Genomic DNA, 14,807 nt, shown 5'->3' with positions numbered 1-14,807 from the left:
CTTCGGATGCTCGGTGGTGCGGGGGAGGGAGATCTGCGTTCGTCGTCATGGGAGCGCCTACGAGACTATCGCCGTGGCGCCGGGACGGATCCGGAGGGCTTTGACCCCGCGCCGGGTGGCGAGGACCAGCACGCCGTCGGGGGAGAGGTCGGCAGCCGTGAAGGGAACGTCGGAGATCAGCGCTGCCACGACCTCCTCGCTCTCCCGGTCCCAGACGCGTAGATAGTCGGCGCCCCGGCTGAGCGCCAGCGGAGCGGTGGTCAGGGCTTCCTCGGAAGGGCGCCGGAACAGCTCGGGAGCGACCTCGGTGAGCTGTTCCGCCTGTTCGAGATGGTGCAGAACAGGCAAAATCCGCGCAGTGTCCACGTCGGACTGCGAGACCGGGGAGCCGCCGTCCGCCGTGTCGCCGTCCACCGTGTCCGAGGCGACACCGAGCAGGGCGACCGGCACCGGCGTCTCGCCGGACTGGACGCTGCCGACCGCCACGGAACGCACGCCGGCCGTCGGCGTGCTCCACAAGGTCTGCCACGGCAGCTCGAAACCCAGCGTGCGTACGGCTGCGGCGTATTCGATCAGGCCGTCCTCGACGAAGGCCGTCTCGAGCAGAGCGGCCCGCAGCGAAGCCGGCACCTCGGCACGAGTGAACAGGGGAGCGATGCGCAGGTACGTACGGGCTGGGGCGCCCAGTTCCTCGAACGGGACGGCTTCGACGGCCGCGCGCAGGGCGATCGGATCGGCATGGACGAACAGCCCCGGGTCCGTGAGGAGTTGGGGCAGCAGTCCGGCCGCCAGTGTGTGCCCCGCGATGTGGTCGCGGACGTAGGCGCCGGCCTTGCCCCAGTTCTGCTCGGGAACGGATTCGAGCAGCGCCATCGCGATCTGAGTCTGCGCACTGCGGACGTTCGCGAGGCCGCTGCGGACCTCCTCGCCGATCGCGGGGTGGAACAGCCGCAGCACGGTGACGTCGTCGGACTCGGCGGCCTCCACGAACGGTCCTGCGAGCGCCATGCCCTGCGCGATGGTCTGCGTCATGTCCTGTCCCGCCACCGAGCCGGCCAGCCGCGCCCAGAACTCGACCGGCAGGCCGGGACCTTCGGCGAGGGCGAGCGGCGTCAGCATCGACCGCAGAGTGCCCGGTTCCACACCGAGCCGACGGGCGTGCAGGTCCATGGCCTCGCCCACGCTGCTCGGCAGCTGTTCTTCGTCCGCGGGGTCGAAGCCCTCGGGCGCCATCAGGATGCAGTGGGCGGCGAGTTGGACCACCAGAGCGTTGCCGGCCCGCTGGGCAAGAGCGGAGGCCAGGGCCCGGCGGGCGGCCGGGTCCGTGGTGAAGGGGAGGTCCGGGGCGCCGCACTGCGGGCTCAGGGCGGCCTCGGCATGCAGCGCCAGCCCCTCGGGGTCGGCCCACTGGGGCTCGTCCAGGTCGATGACCTTGACCGCGCCGGGCGCCAGCCCTGCTGCGAGCTCCCGGGCGAGAGGGCGAGGCAGGTCGACGAGGACGCGTACATTCTCCACCCCGGCCAGGGGCTTCAGGACGTCGCGGACGAGCCGGCCGGCTTCGTCGACGGCACGCAGGGGCCCGGACCGGTCCACATCCGGCACGATCACCGTGTGTGTCTCCGTGGAGGCGGCCAGTTCCGCGAAGACCTCCGCGGTGGCCGTGGCGCGTATGTCCAGGTGGTCGGCGAGCAGCCACAGAAGCTGTGCCGCCGTCCGGCCCGCCGGGCTGGGGACGACCGGGGCCGGCATCTTCGGCGGGACGGTGGACGGATCCATCTCGTCCAGCGGCAGCTGCTCGCGGAAGTCCGGGTCGCACAGCATGAGGAAGCCGGTGAGCAGCCGTGAACGCCCGCTGCCCGCAGCGCCGGTGAGCACAGTGACGCGGGGTGTGCCCGGCCACTCCATCCGCCAGGCCGCCAGGGCGCGGAGGGCGGCGGCACGACCTCCCACATAGGGGTGTGGGGCGTGGCCGTCGGTCGAACCGGTCATGACTTCCCGTTCTGCTCCGGTACGGATGCGTATGTGGTCGGCGTTGATCTTATGGTCGGCGTGTCCGGGGCGGCCGCGGCGGTGGGCTCACAGCGACTCCGGGACGTCCAGGTCTCCGTCGAGTGCCGCCTGCCAGCTGCGCGAGGCCGCTGCTTCCGGCGCGATCTCCAGGGCCCAGGCCTTGACGCTGCGTCGTGCGTCGCGCTCCTCGGCTCTCGTCGGGAACGAGCTCAGGCGCAGCGCGCGGTACAGCGCGACCAGAGTGGTGAACTCGGCGAGGTTCTCTCCCAGCAGGTCCTTGCCCGCCACGGACGAGAGCAGCACTCGGCCGGATCCGCCGTCCAGAAGGACCGGCTCGCCCAGCCAACTCCCCAGCAGATAAGCCGAATCCGTGCGGCCGGGCCCGCCGACCGGCTCCAGGCCTTCGTCCACGGCCACGGTGGAGAGGAAGGCCGGCCGGTCCCCACCGAGCCGAGGGAAGCCCACCTCGGTGAGTGCGGTACGGGCCCCGGCGTCCGTCAGGCCGTCGGGCAGGGCATCGGGGGAGACCCGTCGGAGCGCGTCGGGAGCGAAGACGGCGGCCAGCCAGGAGGCCAGTGCGGGGCCGCCTTCGGCCACCGCGTCGGGACGCGGCCACACCTCGGTTCTGCGGAGCGGTGGAACCAGCGGGGCGGGCCAGCCAGGAGGGTTCTCCGAGAGTTCCGCCGGGCGAAGGACGTCGAGGGCGAACACTCCTCCTGCGCCGTTCGCCACCCACCGCGCGGCTCCCGCGTACTCCTTGCCCGTCACGCTCTTCGGGAGACGAGGGCGCAGGCGGTCCGCGACTGAAGCCGGCGCGATGTCCTCGTCGAGAGAGACGCGACTTCCGATGGTTCGGTCCACTTCCCCGTCGTCGTCCAGGAACACGTGCACGACCGAGGGCTCTGTCAGTTCCTCGCCGTCGGACAGACGCCACACCCGCTCGAGATGACGCTCGTCCGGTGCCAGGTCCTCGGAGTCCTCGGAGCCCGCGAAGTCCGCGAAGTCCTCGGAGTCCTCGGAGTCCGAGCCGTCCGTGGTACCGGTGTCGTCGTACGGCGGGAGTTCCTGCTGAGTCACCGTGACAGGAGTGTCGCCGTAGTGGCCGATCTCCACATAGTCCACGGCGCCGACGTCCTCGGTCCGGGGGCCGAAGACCCCGTAGGGACGCCAGCGCGACCAGACCGTGCGCCACGGCAGGTCCACGTCACCGGCGGACAGCTCGGCGGCCCAGGCGTCGCGCCCCCTGTTGACGGCCGCCCAATGCAGCCACGCGAGCCACTCGGCTCTCGACACGGGTGCGACCCCGGAGACGTCCAGATAGTGCGCGTCGGCGGCGGTGCCTCCCAGCGGCACACCGTCCGGCCAGGCGAGCGAGATTCCTTGCAGCAGAGAGCGCCGGGCGGAATGGACGACCAGCGTGCTCTCATCGTCGATGAGCTGCGGCAGGGAACCGCCGAGGGCGGCATGCACAGCCAGCGCCTGCTCCGCGTACGACACGACCGCTGCCGTGTCGGCAGCCGGATCTGCGGCTGGCTCCCGCTGCCCAGCCACCGTGGCCAACAGCGCCTGGGCCATGGACCGCTGCTCAGCCGGAGTGCACGGAGCGGCAGTCCTGACGAGTTGCTTCTGGGCGTCCGACCTGAACCGAACCAGCAGCTCGCCGTCGGGCGAGCTACCCGAGGCCAGCAGTCGGGGCAGCAGGTCCAGGCTCCGGCGCAGCTCCTCCTCACTCCGCCGGCCGCCCAGACTCTCCACGAGGAAACCCCAGACGGAGAGGGGGATCTCGCGCAGCTCGGCCGCTGCCAGAGCGCGGAGCTGCGTATGGTCCGCGACGGTCTGAGCGAGACCCGCATCGGTGTCGGCGCCGAGAGCGGCGCCGTCCTCGGGCTCGGGATCCAGAACGATGGAGCCGGCGCGGTCGGTGGCCACCCGTCCGTGCGGCTCGTCCGCCTCGATGACCACACGCAGCCGTCCCCGGCTCTGGACGGCGAGCTCGGTCACCAACGGCCCGGCGATCTGCCTGGGTTCGGTGGAGGAGAACAGCTCGCCGGCCCACTGCACATTGGCCAACAGCACAACCGTGTTCGTACGGAGCTTCGCGAGCGCGTCGGAGAGCGGATAGCGGCCCCGGGCGCGTGCGATGTCGAGGCCCAATTCCGACAGGATGCGGAGCGCCGCCTCTTCCGCCGTAATTCCACGGCAGTCGAGATAGATGCTCGCCTGTCGGCGCTCGTGCACCCGGTGCAGGACCGCCGACTTACCCGAGCCAAGGGCTCCTCGCAGCGGAAGCACCGCGCTCTGCGGGCTCGGATCTGTCAGCCATTCCATGATCCGACGCTCTGCCTCTGCAGCGAGCACTGCTCATCACTCCGTTCAGTCCGAGAGGGCGGGTCAGCTTACGCCCGCGTTCTCGGCAGCCCTCATCCAGACCCGCAGCAGCTCCCCGCGGAACCGGTGCATGTCTTCGTCGCGCTTGTCCTTGGCTTCCTGCCTGAGCCGCTCGATTTCCGCGGCCCGCTCGGCCTCGTCCTCAGGCAGGTTCTGCAGGGCCCCGGGATCCATGTCACCCAGCCGGTACCCGGCGGCGTAATAGATCGTCGTCTTGTTCTTCTTGCCCTCGGGGACGGCGCGCTCCTCCTCGGACTTCTCGTGGTAGTGCCGCCGCTCCTGGTCAGCGGGCCGCTCGAATTCATGGACCAGATAATCCGAGCAGTTGGCCGAGGCCGGGTGCGTCTTGTCCCCGCAGGGCTCGAACTCGGTGTACATCGCGGATGTCGAGTACCTGTCCTGGTCGAGCTGGCGGAACGCCTCGCCGAGAACCGGTTCGGAATGGTCCGTGCCCAGATCGTCGCTGTTGGGCGGGACCGAGGAGTCGATGACGTAGTGAGTTTCCGTGGAGCCGTCCTCCTTGTGCTCCACGACTTCCAACACTGCGTAATTCTTCCCTGAGAAGTCGGGGCGCATGAGCCGGCGGTGCTCCTGCATTTCTGCGATCTGTTCCGGGGTCTTGCCCTTCTCCCGGTTCTCGATCATTTTCGGGTCGCCGATGTGCTCGTTCCAGAGGGAGGTGAACTTGCGCTTCTCCTTCCGCAGCTCCTTGGCGTCCTCCGGATCCGCGTCCCGGTCCAGCATGTTCTGAACGGCCGCGTACTCACGGGCCAGGGAGGCCGGGTCGACGCGATCGCCGCGCTTGGGGTTGTGCCGGGAGTGCAGGTCCGCTCCACCGGACTCGTCGACCGCATGGGCGTCGTGGAAGGAGCTGCTCAGACGCGCGATGGCCGCGACGGTGGCCATCTTCTCCTCCCGGCTCATCTCGGCGAATCCGGGCTTCAGGATCTCGTTCAGCCGCTGCTGGCTGATGCGTCCGTCGGCCGACTCGCGCATGGCGTTCAGCAGCGGCGGCTCCTGCCCCTCCTTGCCCGGTTCCGCCCACTCCTTCAGACGCTCGACCACCGGGCCGAGGCTGACCTGCTCCACGTCGTTCGTCACACGCAGTCGGTTCTGCGACGTGTCCGTGAGCATGTCGTAGTGGGTGTGCGAGTTGTCCCCGGGCTGGCGCTCGCCGTATCCCGGCTGGCCCTCGGCGCGATCGGGGTCGTAGGCCGTACCGGCCACTTCCTTGGCCCTGGCTCGTTCGGCGGCCTTCTCGGCCTCCGTCTTCGCCGGCTTTTTGGCCTTCTTCTCGCCCTGCCCCTCGTCCTTCTTGTCCTCGTCCTTCTTGTTCTTGTCGCCGCTGCCCGCCGGCTCCGCGGGTGCCTGCCGCCCGGCCGCGGGCGAGGCCGCGCCGTCGCGGTCCGGGCGGGTGGCGCCACCGCGTGTGGCGTCCTGGCCCGCCGCCACCGGCCGCCGGTCCGAGTCCAGCGGGATCGCGAAGACCCCGTTCTTGCCGCTGTGCAGCGGGTTCGGGCTGCGCTGGCCCGTCTGGGAGTCGATGTACGTGATCTTGCCGTTGTGGTTGACGGCGTTCCAGGCGTGGGCGCGGCCGTTGGCGTCCTGGGTGATGATCACGGCCTGGGAGCCGTGGCCGCTGTTGCGGAGGGTGTTCTCCAGGCGGTTGTACGCGTCCCGCCCGTTGCCCATGTCGTTGAAGCGGGCGCCGAGGGTGTTCTCGATGCGGTCGCGGCCGCCGCGCTCGCCCCGGTCGGACGGGTTGCCGTCCGCGTCCGGGTCGGGTGTGCGGGCGCCGGCCGCGGTCGGGTTGCCTGCGTAGGTGTCGACCGTGGACAGGGCCGTGTCGACACAGTTGTTGTTGCGGCCCGGGGCGTCCCTGCCGTCGCCGTTGATGCGCTCGACCCAGTTGCCGTCGTTCGGGTTCGGCGGACGCGTCGGGTCGCCGTTCTCGTCGCGCGGGACGGAGTTCTCCAGCGCGTTCTGCTCCCTGCGGGACGGGTCGTTGACGCCGCCGGGCGGGGTGTTGTCGCGGGTCGACGAGGCGGGCGTCGGCTCGGACGCCTCGTCCTTGTTCGCGCTGTCGTTGTTGTTCGCGCCGGACTGCTGGCTGGCGTTCGTGGCGTCCGGCGTGGGGGTGGGGGTGGGCGCGGGCGTGGTCGTCACCGTGTGCACCGCGACCACCGGGGCGGCCTGCTGCGGCGGGTTGTTCGCCGGGCTCTGCGGGGGCGTGTTCGGCGCGGCCTGCTGGCCCGGGGCGTTGGGTGTGCCCGGGTTGCTCGGCGAGTGGCCGGGGGAATTGCCCGGCGAATGGCCGGGTGAGTTGCCCTGCGAGTGGTGCGGTGTCGAGGGGTTCGGCGCGACATGCACCGGTCCCGCCTGCTGAGGTACGGAGGGCCGCCCGCCCGGCGTGCTGCCCGAGCCTTCGCCCGGGTTCGGCCGCGGGGTCGAGCCCGGACCGGGGTTCGAGGGGTTCGGCGACGAGGGCGGCGGGCCGCCCGGAGAAGTGCCGGGCGTCGACGGGTTGTTGCGCGGCGGGGCCGAGGACGACGGGTTCGGGGAGGTGGCCGTACCACCGCCGGAGTTGGACGAACCGCCTTGGTGTGAGGGGTTGTTGCGCGCGCCCGGGTCGTTGTTCGACGGCGAGTTCGGGGCCGTCGGCATGGAGTGATTGCCGTCGCCGCGCGAGGGGCCCGGGTTGTCCGAAGTCGTGGGCGGGGGAGTCGAGTTGGTGGCGGTCGGCGCGGACGCGGCGAGGCTGTCCACCTGCGTGCCGATGGACCGGCCGTTGCCGTCGGACGGAGTCGTGTTGGACGGCGACGGGGTCGGACCGGACGACGGGTTGGGCGAGGTGATGCCGCCCGGGTTGGAGTTGCCGTTGGTGGGGCCCCCGTTGCCCGATGAGTCGGAGGACGGGCCGGTCGACGGGGAGTTGTCCGAGCCGGAGCTGTCGTCGAAGTCGCCCAGCGAGGGGCCGTTGGAGAGGTTGGGGCCGTTGCCGATGTCCGGGCCGGACGGGCCGTCGTTGCCGATGTCCGCCGAGACTGTGCTGCTGACGCTGGGGCCGTCGTTGCTCGTCGAGTCGGAGTTCGAGGAGTCCGGATTCGACGGGTCCGACGGGTTCGACGGAGAGTCGGACGAGTCGTCAGCTGCCGGGGAGTTCGAGTCCGTGCCCGGCAGCGAGGAACTCCCGTCGCCCAGCGGCCCGCTGTTCGCATAGCTCTCCGCGCCACTGCGGATGCTTCCGCCGGCTTTGCTGCCGACGCTGTCGCGGACGCTTTCGAGGAAGGTCTGGGGGGTTTGTTTGATGGCTTCCCAGCCGCCTTCGGCGCCGGCTTTGACGGTGGCGGAGACGTCGATGCCGGACTGGGCGCCGAAGCCGATGTTGACGGATTGGCGGGTGAGGTCGGTGATCATCGCTTCGAGTGCGGAGACCGCCGGTTCTTTCATGCACTCGATGATGGCTTCGACGAGGGCGTCTTTGAGGGTGTCGAGGATTTGTCGGACGGTGACGCGGGTGATGGCGGTGGCGGCCATGCTGGCGGCGTTGGAGAGTCCGAAGGTGACGACGGATGCTGCGGCGGCGGCGATGATCTGTACGGCGAGGGCGATGAGTTGGACGATGACGGCGATTTTGCAGGTGATGACGAGCATGGCTGCGCCGCGGAGGCAGAAGCCGATGATGGTTGCTGCTTGGGCTGCGTCCTGGAGGTAGCCGTCGCCGCCGTTGTCGAATTTGTCGTAGTTCTTTTTGAATTTGTCGATGGCGTCGCCGGCGTTGTTGGCCATGACGGTGGAGGCGCTGGTGGTGGCGTTGGCGCGGAGGTCGGTGACGTCCTGTGCGAACTTCTCCCAGACTTCCGCGCATTGGACGAGTTTGTCCTCGTCGGCGGTGGGCCAGGTGAAGCCGAGCATCTCGAGGACCCACTCGAGCTCGTCCGGCAACATCATCGACACTGCAACACACCCCCGAATCGCGACGACCGCCCGTGGACCTCGGTTGGACATGCCAAGCCGGTCGCACGCCGTACAGCGGTGGTCAAAGCCTAACCATCAGCAGTGACACCGTCCGGGCCCGAATGTCACAGGACGGCTCCAACGGGCCGTCCTGTGAGGGCTGTTCCAGTCCATGTGCCACAACACGGACAAAACCCACCCCCTCGGGGGTGGTTCACCTCAGACCGACTGCATGCCCCTGGCGCCTGCTCCACCGGAAGCGTCGTGCTGCGAGGTGAGCTGGGCGTACGACTCCTCCTCGGCCTGCTCGCCCTTCTCGTGCCGCATGCCCATCTCGGTGAACTTGATACCGATGCCGGCCAGCCGCTCGGCCAGGCTGTTCATCGACTCGAACATGCCGTCCCGCAGGCCCTCGTAGACCACGCCGAACTTCTCGCCCAGGTCGTCGTCGCCCCACGGGGGAGTGTCGCCCTTCTCCAGGGCGGTGAGGCCGTCCTGGAGGGCCTTCGCGGCCTTGCCCCAGTCCTGTCCGACCTCGAACATGTTGAAGCCCTCGTCCTTGAGGACCTTGGCATCCGCGCGGAAACCGCTCACAACTGCTCCCCCATGACTCGCGTTTGGCTGTCGCCGATCCAGCGTATCGCTCGTGCGCACCGGACCGCAGTGGTCGATTAAGGTCAACGGGCAGTTGACACGGAAGCGTCACATCAACCCACAGCAGCCTTACGTCCGCGCTGCGGGCAGGACCGTACGAAGCATCACAGAAACCTGCACAACGCACTCTCCCGGACAGACTTCGCCCCAAGGAGCCCCCCGCGTGACCCCCCAGCGCGAGACCACACAGGAGCAGGCACGTGCCGCGGCCGACGGCTGGCTCAACGGCGATGCGCCGACCGGGCTGCGCCGTGACGTCCGTATGCACGAGTTCTCGCTCGGCTGGGTCGTGTGGGCCGCGCCGCCACCCGAGGAGCGCGACCCGGTGACCGGCGAGCGCCGTCCGCCCGCCGAGGTCGACGCGGCCACCGCGGTCGTGGACCGCCGCACCGGCGAACTCTCCACCTGGCCCGCCCTCCCCGTGGACGAGGTGGTCCGCCTGTACGAGGAGAAGCACGCCGAGACGGACGCCGAGGACGAACCGGAGCCTGACGCACCGCAGATGAACCACCCCGCACCCCCGCGCGAGCGCCCCGTGACCGGCCCCGGCAACACCGCCGTGTTCACGTACGTCGACCCGGCCACCGGCGAGGAGACCTCGCTGCTCCGCACCTCCGGGCCGGGCCTCGCGCCCGCGGAGACGCGCTGCTACGCAGAACTGCTGCGCCTGAACATCCCGCCGCAGAATGTCATCGCCGTGCACACCGACCTCAACCCCAGCCTGCTGCCCGGCGGTTACACCGGCGAGCTGCTGCTCTCCGGCGCGCTGCCGAGCGCCGAGTTCTCCTCGACGCACGAGTACGGGCTCTTCGCCCAGGAGCGCAGCGACGGCGCCGCCCGACTCGTCGAGCACGTGGAGACGTTGTACGCCATCACCGGTCACGCACCGCCGCCGCGCCCGCACCGCACCCCGCTGCCCGCCCACGTACGGCCCGCCGTGCCCGTCGCCGACGAGGCGCTCGGCCGCCACCTCGACAAGCTCTTCGACCGAACCGGCGGTGTACGGCGGTTCACGCCCGAGGAGCTCGCCGGGCTCGACCTGCCCGCGGCGACGCGCAGCACCCTCCTGGTCGCGGGCCTCCCGGCCGACGTGCCGTTCTTCTTCGGCGCGCCCAAGGAGAGCGACCTGGTGCAGGACGCGGCGAGCCATCTGCGCGACCACGGGGCGCAGTTGCCGGAGGCGGTGCTCGCCACGCTCGCCGGGCATGTGCGGATCGGCACCGACGGCTGGGCCGAGATCACCGTGCAGTGCTTGGGCGCCGAGGAGTGGAAGGGCCTGGTGTGGGCGGCCAGCCCCAAGTCCGGCTCGGGCCGCCTGGTCAACACCTCGGTGTCGGCGTTCGTACGCTCTCTCGCCCTGCTCGTCGCCACCCGCAACGGCATGGTGGGCATGGACCCGTACCAGGCGGGCGCCGGCGTCGAGGAGTTCCAGACGAGGCTCGCCGCGATCGACGCGCGCGCCGTGGAACCCGACAACTGGTGGGCCACGGTGGTCGACCAGATGTGGCACGGCCTCTTCTGAGACCGGCCCGGTGCCCGGCGCCGGAAACCCCGAAGGGGCGGCACCCGCAATGGGTGCCGCCCCTTCGACGTCGTACGACTGAACCTCAGAACCGCGAGGGCAGCCAGCCGGTCTGGACCATCTGCCCACCACGACGGCGCGTGTGGAAGAAACCACGGCCGGGCGGGAGCTGGGTCGGCGTGATGTTGCCGAGGAGCTGGCCCTCGACGCGGTCGCCGGACAGGACCACACCCTGCGCGCCGAGCTCACGGATGCGCTGCATCACCGGCTCGTACAGCGAGCGGCTGGCGCCGCCGGACTGGCGCGCGATGATCACGCGCAGACCGACGTCACGCGCGAACGGCAGGTACTCGAGCAGCGGCTGGAGCGGGTTCATGCCCGTGGCCACCAGGTCGTAGTCGTCGATGATGACGAACGCGTCCGGGCTGCTGTACCAACTGCGGTTGCGCAGCTGCTCGGGCGTGACGTCCGGACCCGGCATACGGCGGCTGAGCGAGCCCGCCAGACCCTCCAGGGTCTCGGTGAGCGCCGGCGCCGAGGCGCAGTAGCGCGACAGGTGCGACTCCGGCACACCCTCGAGGTGCGCACGGCGGTAGTCACCGATGACGATCTTCGCCTGGTCCGGCTGGTACCGCTCGCAGATCTGCTTGATGAGCAGCCGGATGAGCGCGGACTTGCCGGACTCGCTCTCGCCGAAGATGACGAAGTGCGGGTCGGACTCGAAGTCCACGAAGACCGGGGCCAGTTGGGACTCGTCGATGCCGAAGGCGATGCCGCGCTCCGGGTGCTCGAAGCCCTTGGGCAGCCGGTCCGCGTCCAGCTGGCGCGGAAGCAGCCGCACCGCGGGGGCGGGGGCGCCCTGCCAGTTCTCGTTGATCGCGTTGATCACGACCGAGGTGGCGTCCGCGAGGTCCTCGGTCTCCGAGGAGCCGTCCACGCGCGGCAGCGCCGTCATGAAGTGCAGCTTGTCCTGGCTCAGACCACGGCCGGGGACGGCCGCCGGGACGTTCTGCGCGACCTTGCGATCGATCTCCGACTCGGTGGGGTCACCGAGGCGCAGCTCGATGCGGTTCTGCAGCATGTCCTTGAGCGCGGGCCGCACCTCGGTGTACCGGCTCGCCGTGATGATCACGTGGACACCGAAGCCGAGACCGCGCATCGCCATGTCGGTGATGGACGCCTCGAGGGCCTCGTAGTCCGTCTTGAACGTCCCCCAACCGTCGATGATCAGGAAGACGTCGCCCCAGGGCTGGTCGGGCAGCTGCCCCGAGGCCCGGCGCTGGCGGTACGTCTGGACCGAGTCGATGTTGTTCGTACGGAAGTACTCTTCGCGGGCGTTGAGGATGCCCTCGACCTCGCTGACCGTACGCCGCACCTTCTCGGCGTCGAGTCGGTTGGCGACACCGCCGACGTGGACCAGGTCCTCCATCGCGATGAGACCGCCACCACCGAAGTCCAGGCAGTAGAACTGCACTTCGCTGGGGGTGTGGGTGAGCGCGAACGAGGTGATCATCGAGCGCAGCAGCGTCGACTTGCCGGACTGCGGACCACCCACGAACAGACCGTGACCGGCGCCGCCGGAGAAGTCCCGGTACAGGACGTCACGGCGCTGCTCGAAGGGCTTGTCGACGAGGCCGACCGGGACGTTGAGCCGGCCGAGGGCCGTGTATTCCGGTGCGGTCAGGCCGCGTTCGGGCGTGATCGCCAGGGCCGGAAGCAGCTGCTCCAGGGACGGCGCCTCCTCCAGCGGCGGCAGCCACACCTGGTGCGCCGGCGGGCCCTGGCCGACCATCTTGCTGACGATCACGTCGAGCACGGTGTCCGCGAGGGCGTCGTCCACGCGGTTGTCCGGCTCCGGCTCCTCGATCACCGGCTGCGGCGGCAGCTCCACGTGCCCGGCCTTGAACAGCGCGGGCCGCAGCTGCGTCGAACGGTGCACGCGCGAGGGACCCTCGCCGTGGTACGGACCGGACACATAGGCCGCCTTGAAACGGACCATGGTGTCGGTGTCGTACCGCAGATAACCCGAACCCGGGATCGACGGCAGGTGGTACGCGTCCGGCACACCGATCGCCGTACGCGACTCGGCGGCCGAGAAGGTCCGCAGACCGATGCGGTACGAGAGGTACGTGTCGAGACCGCGCAGCTTGCCCTCTTCGAGGCGCTGCGAGGCGAGCAGCAGGTGCACACCCAGGGATCGGCCGATGCGGCCGATCTGGATGAACATGTCGATGAAGTCCGGCTTCGCCGTGAGGAGTTCGGAGAACTCGTCGAGCACGATCACCAGCGAAGGCATCGGCTCGAGGGCGGCGCCCGCGGCACGCGCCTTCTCGTAGTCCGTCAGGTTGGCGAAGTTGCCCGCCGTGCGCAGCAGTTCCTGGCGGCGCTGCATCTCACCGGTGATCGAGTCGCGCATGCGGTCGATCAGCGTGAGGTCGTCGGCGAGGTTGGTGATCACGGCCGCGGTGTGCGGCATGTCCGCCATACCGGCGAAGGTCGCACCACCCTTGAAGTCCGCGAGGATGAAGTTCAGCGTCTCCGAGGAGTGCGTCACCGACAGGCCGAGCACCAGGGTGCGCAGCACCTCGGACTTACCGGAACCGGTGGCGCCGACGCACAGGCCGTGCGGGCCCATGCCTTCCTGCGCCGCCTCCTTGAGGTCGAGCATGACCGGCTCGCCGGCCTGGCCGACACCGATCGGCACGCGCAGGCGCTCGTGCTGCGTACGCGGCCGCCAGGTGCGCGAGACGTCCACCGAACCGGCGTCGCCGATGCCCATGAGGTCGGTGAAGTCCAGGTTGGCGAGCAGCGGTTCGCCCTCTTCGGCGCTGCCGACGCGGAACGCGGCCAGCTGCCGGGCGAGCGCCTCGGCCTGCTCCAGGCTCAGCACGTCGGGCGTGCCGCTGTACGCCGACTCGTGGCCGACGAAGAGCTGCAGCCGCTCCGGCTTCAGGTACGCGGTCAGGCCGCCGCGCAGCTCGTCCTCCAGCTCGCCGGGGGCGATCTCCAGGAAGGTCACGCCCTGGAGGCCCTCGGCGCCCGCGAGTTCGGAGTCGGGCGGGACGGTGCCGCCGTCGAGGATGACGACGAGGTGCGGCTGGTCGTACACCGGGTTCGCGTCACGGTTCCAGCGGGGGCGGTCGCCGAGCTGGTCCTCGAGCGCCTGCTCCAGCTCGCCGAGGTCGTCGAAGAGCAGCCGGGCCGAGCCCGCGCCGTCCTTCTGCTTCGGGTGCTGGACGTGCGGGAGCCACTTGATCCAGTCCCAGTCCTTCGCCGCCGAGGGGTGCGCCACCACGGCGACGAGCAGGTCCTCGGGGGAGTGCAGGGTGGTCAACTGGGCAACCGCCGCGCGGGCGTTGCCGTAGACCGTGTCCGTGTCGCCGCAGAGCGCCACGTGGTAGAAGGCGCGCAGCGAGACGGCGACCGGCAGGTCGGCGATCGAGCCGTGGGCGTCCAGGAAGGCCTTCATCGCCGCGGCGGTCAGCGGCTCCAGCTCCTCCTTGGGCGCCGTCTCCGGCGCGACCAGCGGAGTGTTCAACTGCTGGCTGCCCAGGCCCATGCGGACCGACGCGAAGTCGTTGTCCGTCGGGCGGCGCTCCCAGATCCGCTTGCCGTCCGCGGCCACGGCCCAGAGCTGGTCCGGGTCCGGGTGCTGGAACAGCTGCGTACGCCGCTGGAGTTCGGCGGTCTTGTGCACGTCCTTGCGGACCTGCTCCAGGTACCGGAAGTAGTCACGCCGGTCCTGCGCCATTCCCGCGCCGCCGCCCTGCTGGCGGGCCTTGACGAACTGGGCGACGAGCATGGCCAGGGTCGAGGCCAGCATCAGGCCGCCGACCACCTTCATGTACGACTGGCCGGCCGTGAAGAAGAAGGCGACGGAGCCCAGCATGCCCATCATCGGCAGCATGTTCATCAACATGCTGTCGTCGCCCTCCCGAGGAATCTCGGGTGGCGATTCGAGCTTGACCTCCCCCTCCGGGACGGCAGGCAGCTGAATCCGCGGCTGCCGTTTGATGATGACGACGCTCACCGATGCACTCATCCTTCGTGGTTGATACGTCCATGCACCGACGCCCCCCGTTGAGCGGCGACGTGCTTCTCGTCCGCGTGAACGCCGATCCTACTGTCAAGCTCTGACACCCAGGCAGCCAGGAGGGGTGGAGATGCGGCAAGGGTGCGAGGAGAAATGAGGGAGGCGGGGCAGGCACCCCCCAGGCCTGAGGGTAGGGTGGCGCTCCGCCGTGCTACGCGCGGCGTAAAGACGTAAGTCAAGGGC

The 14,807-nt window shown here is 70.0% G+C and carries 6 protein-coding genes; 1 reads left to right on the top strand and 5 read right to left on the bottom strand.

The annotated features are described in order from the left end of the window. Nucleotides 1-57: 57 nt before the first annotated feature. The 4 genes from QIS96_RS25645 to QIS96_RS25630 form a co-directional block, all read right to left on the bottom strand. Nucleotides 58-1,989: an ATP-binding protein gene (locus QIS96_RS25645; RefSeq protein ID WP_282545102.1), complete on the bottom strand. Its 1,932-nt coding sequence runs from the start codon at nucleotides 1,987-1,989 to the stop codon at nucleotides 58-60. 87 nt (nucleotides 1,990-2,076) lie between these two features. Beyond that, complete coding sequence (locus QIS96_RS25640; protein WP_282545101.1) at nucleotides 2,077-4,338, bottom strand: SUKH-4 family immunity protein; 2,262 nt, start codon at nucleotides 4,336-4,338, stop codon at nucleotides 2,077-2,079. A 63-nt stretch (nucleotides 4,339-4,401) separates the two neighbouring features. Next, nucleotides 4,402-8,349 (bottom strand): toxin glutamine deamidase domain-containing protein, encoded by a 3,948-nt coding sequence (locus QIS96_RS25635; RefSeq protein WP_282545170.1) that lies wholly within the window; start codon nucleotides 8,347-8,349, stop codon nucleotides 4,402-4,404. Between the two features lie 225 nt (nucleotides 8,350-8,574). Further along, entirely contained in the window at nucleotides 8,575-8,949 is a 375-nt protein-coding gene (locus QIS96_RS25630; RefSeq protein WP_282545100.1) for a hypothetical protein, read from the bottom strand. Between the two features lie 223 nt (nucleotides 8,950-9,172). Between QIS96_RS25630 and QIS96_RS25625 the strand changes: the two genes are divergently transcribed. Continuing rightward, on the top strand, nucleotides 9,173-10,531 hold the full coding sequence (locus tag QIS96_RS25625; RefSeq protein WP_282545099.1) for an SUKH-4 family immunity protein: 1,359 nt from the start codon (nucleotides 9,173-9,175) through the stop codon (nucleotides 10,529-10,531). Between the two features lie 85 nt (nucleotides 10,532-10,616). Here QIS96_RS25625 and eccCa read toward each other — a convergent pair whose 3' ends face one another. Next, nucleotides 10,617-14,561: a type VII secretion protein EccCa gene (gene eccCa, locus QIS96_RS25620; protein WP_282545098.1), complete on the bottom strand. Its 3,945-nt coding sequence runs from the start codon at nucleotides 14,559-14,561 to the stop codon at nucleotides 10,617-10,619. Nucleotides 14,562-14,807 lie beyond the last annotated feature (246 nt).

The organism is Streptomyces cavernicola (assembly GCF_029968035.1).
Lineage (GTDB): Bacteria > Actinomycetota > Actinomycetes > Streptomycetales > Streptomycetaceae > Streptomyces > Streptomyces cavernicola.
This window is presented reverse-complemented; position numbering and strand designations above follow the sequence as displayed.

What these genes read in the sequence shown, in the direction of transcription:
- QIS96_RS25645 (WP_282545102.1), bottom strand. Translation starts at nt 1,989, where the DNA reads ATGACCGGTTCGACCGACGGCCACGCCCCACACCCCTATGTGGGAGGT.
- QIS96_RS25635 (WP_282545170.1), bottom strand. Translation starts at nt 8,349, where the DNA reads ATGATGTTGCCGGACGAGCTCGAGTGGGTCCTCGAGATGCTCGGCTTC.
- QIS96_RS25640 (WP_282545101.1), bottom strand. Translation starts at nt 4,338, where the DNA reads ATGGAATGGCTGACAGATCCGAGCCCGCAGAGCGCGGTGCTTCCGCTG.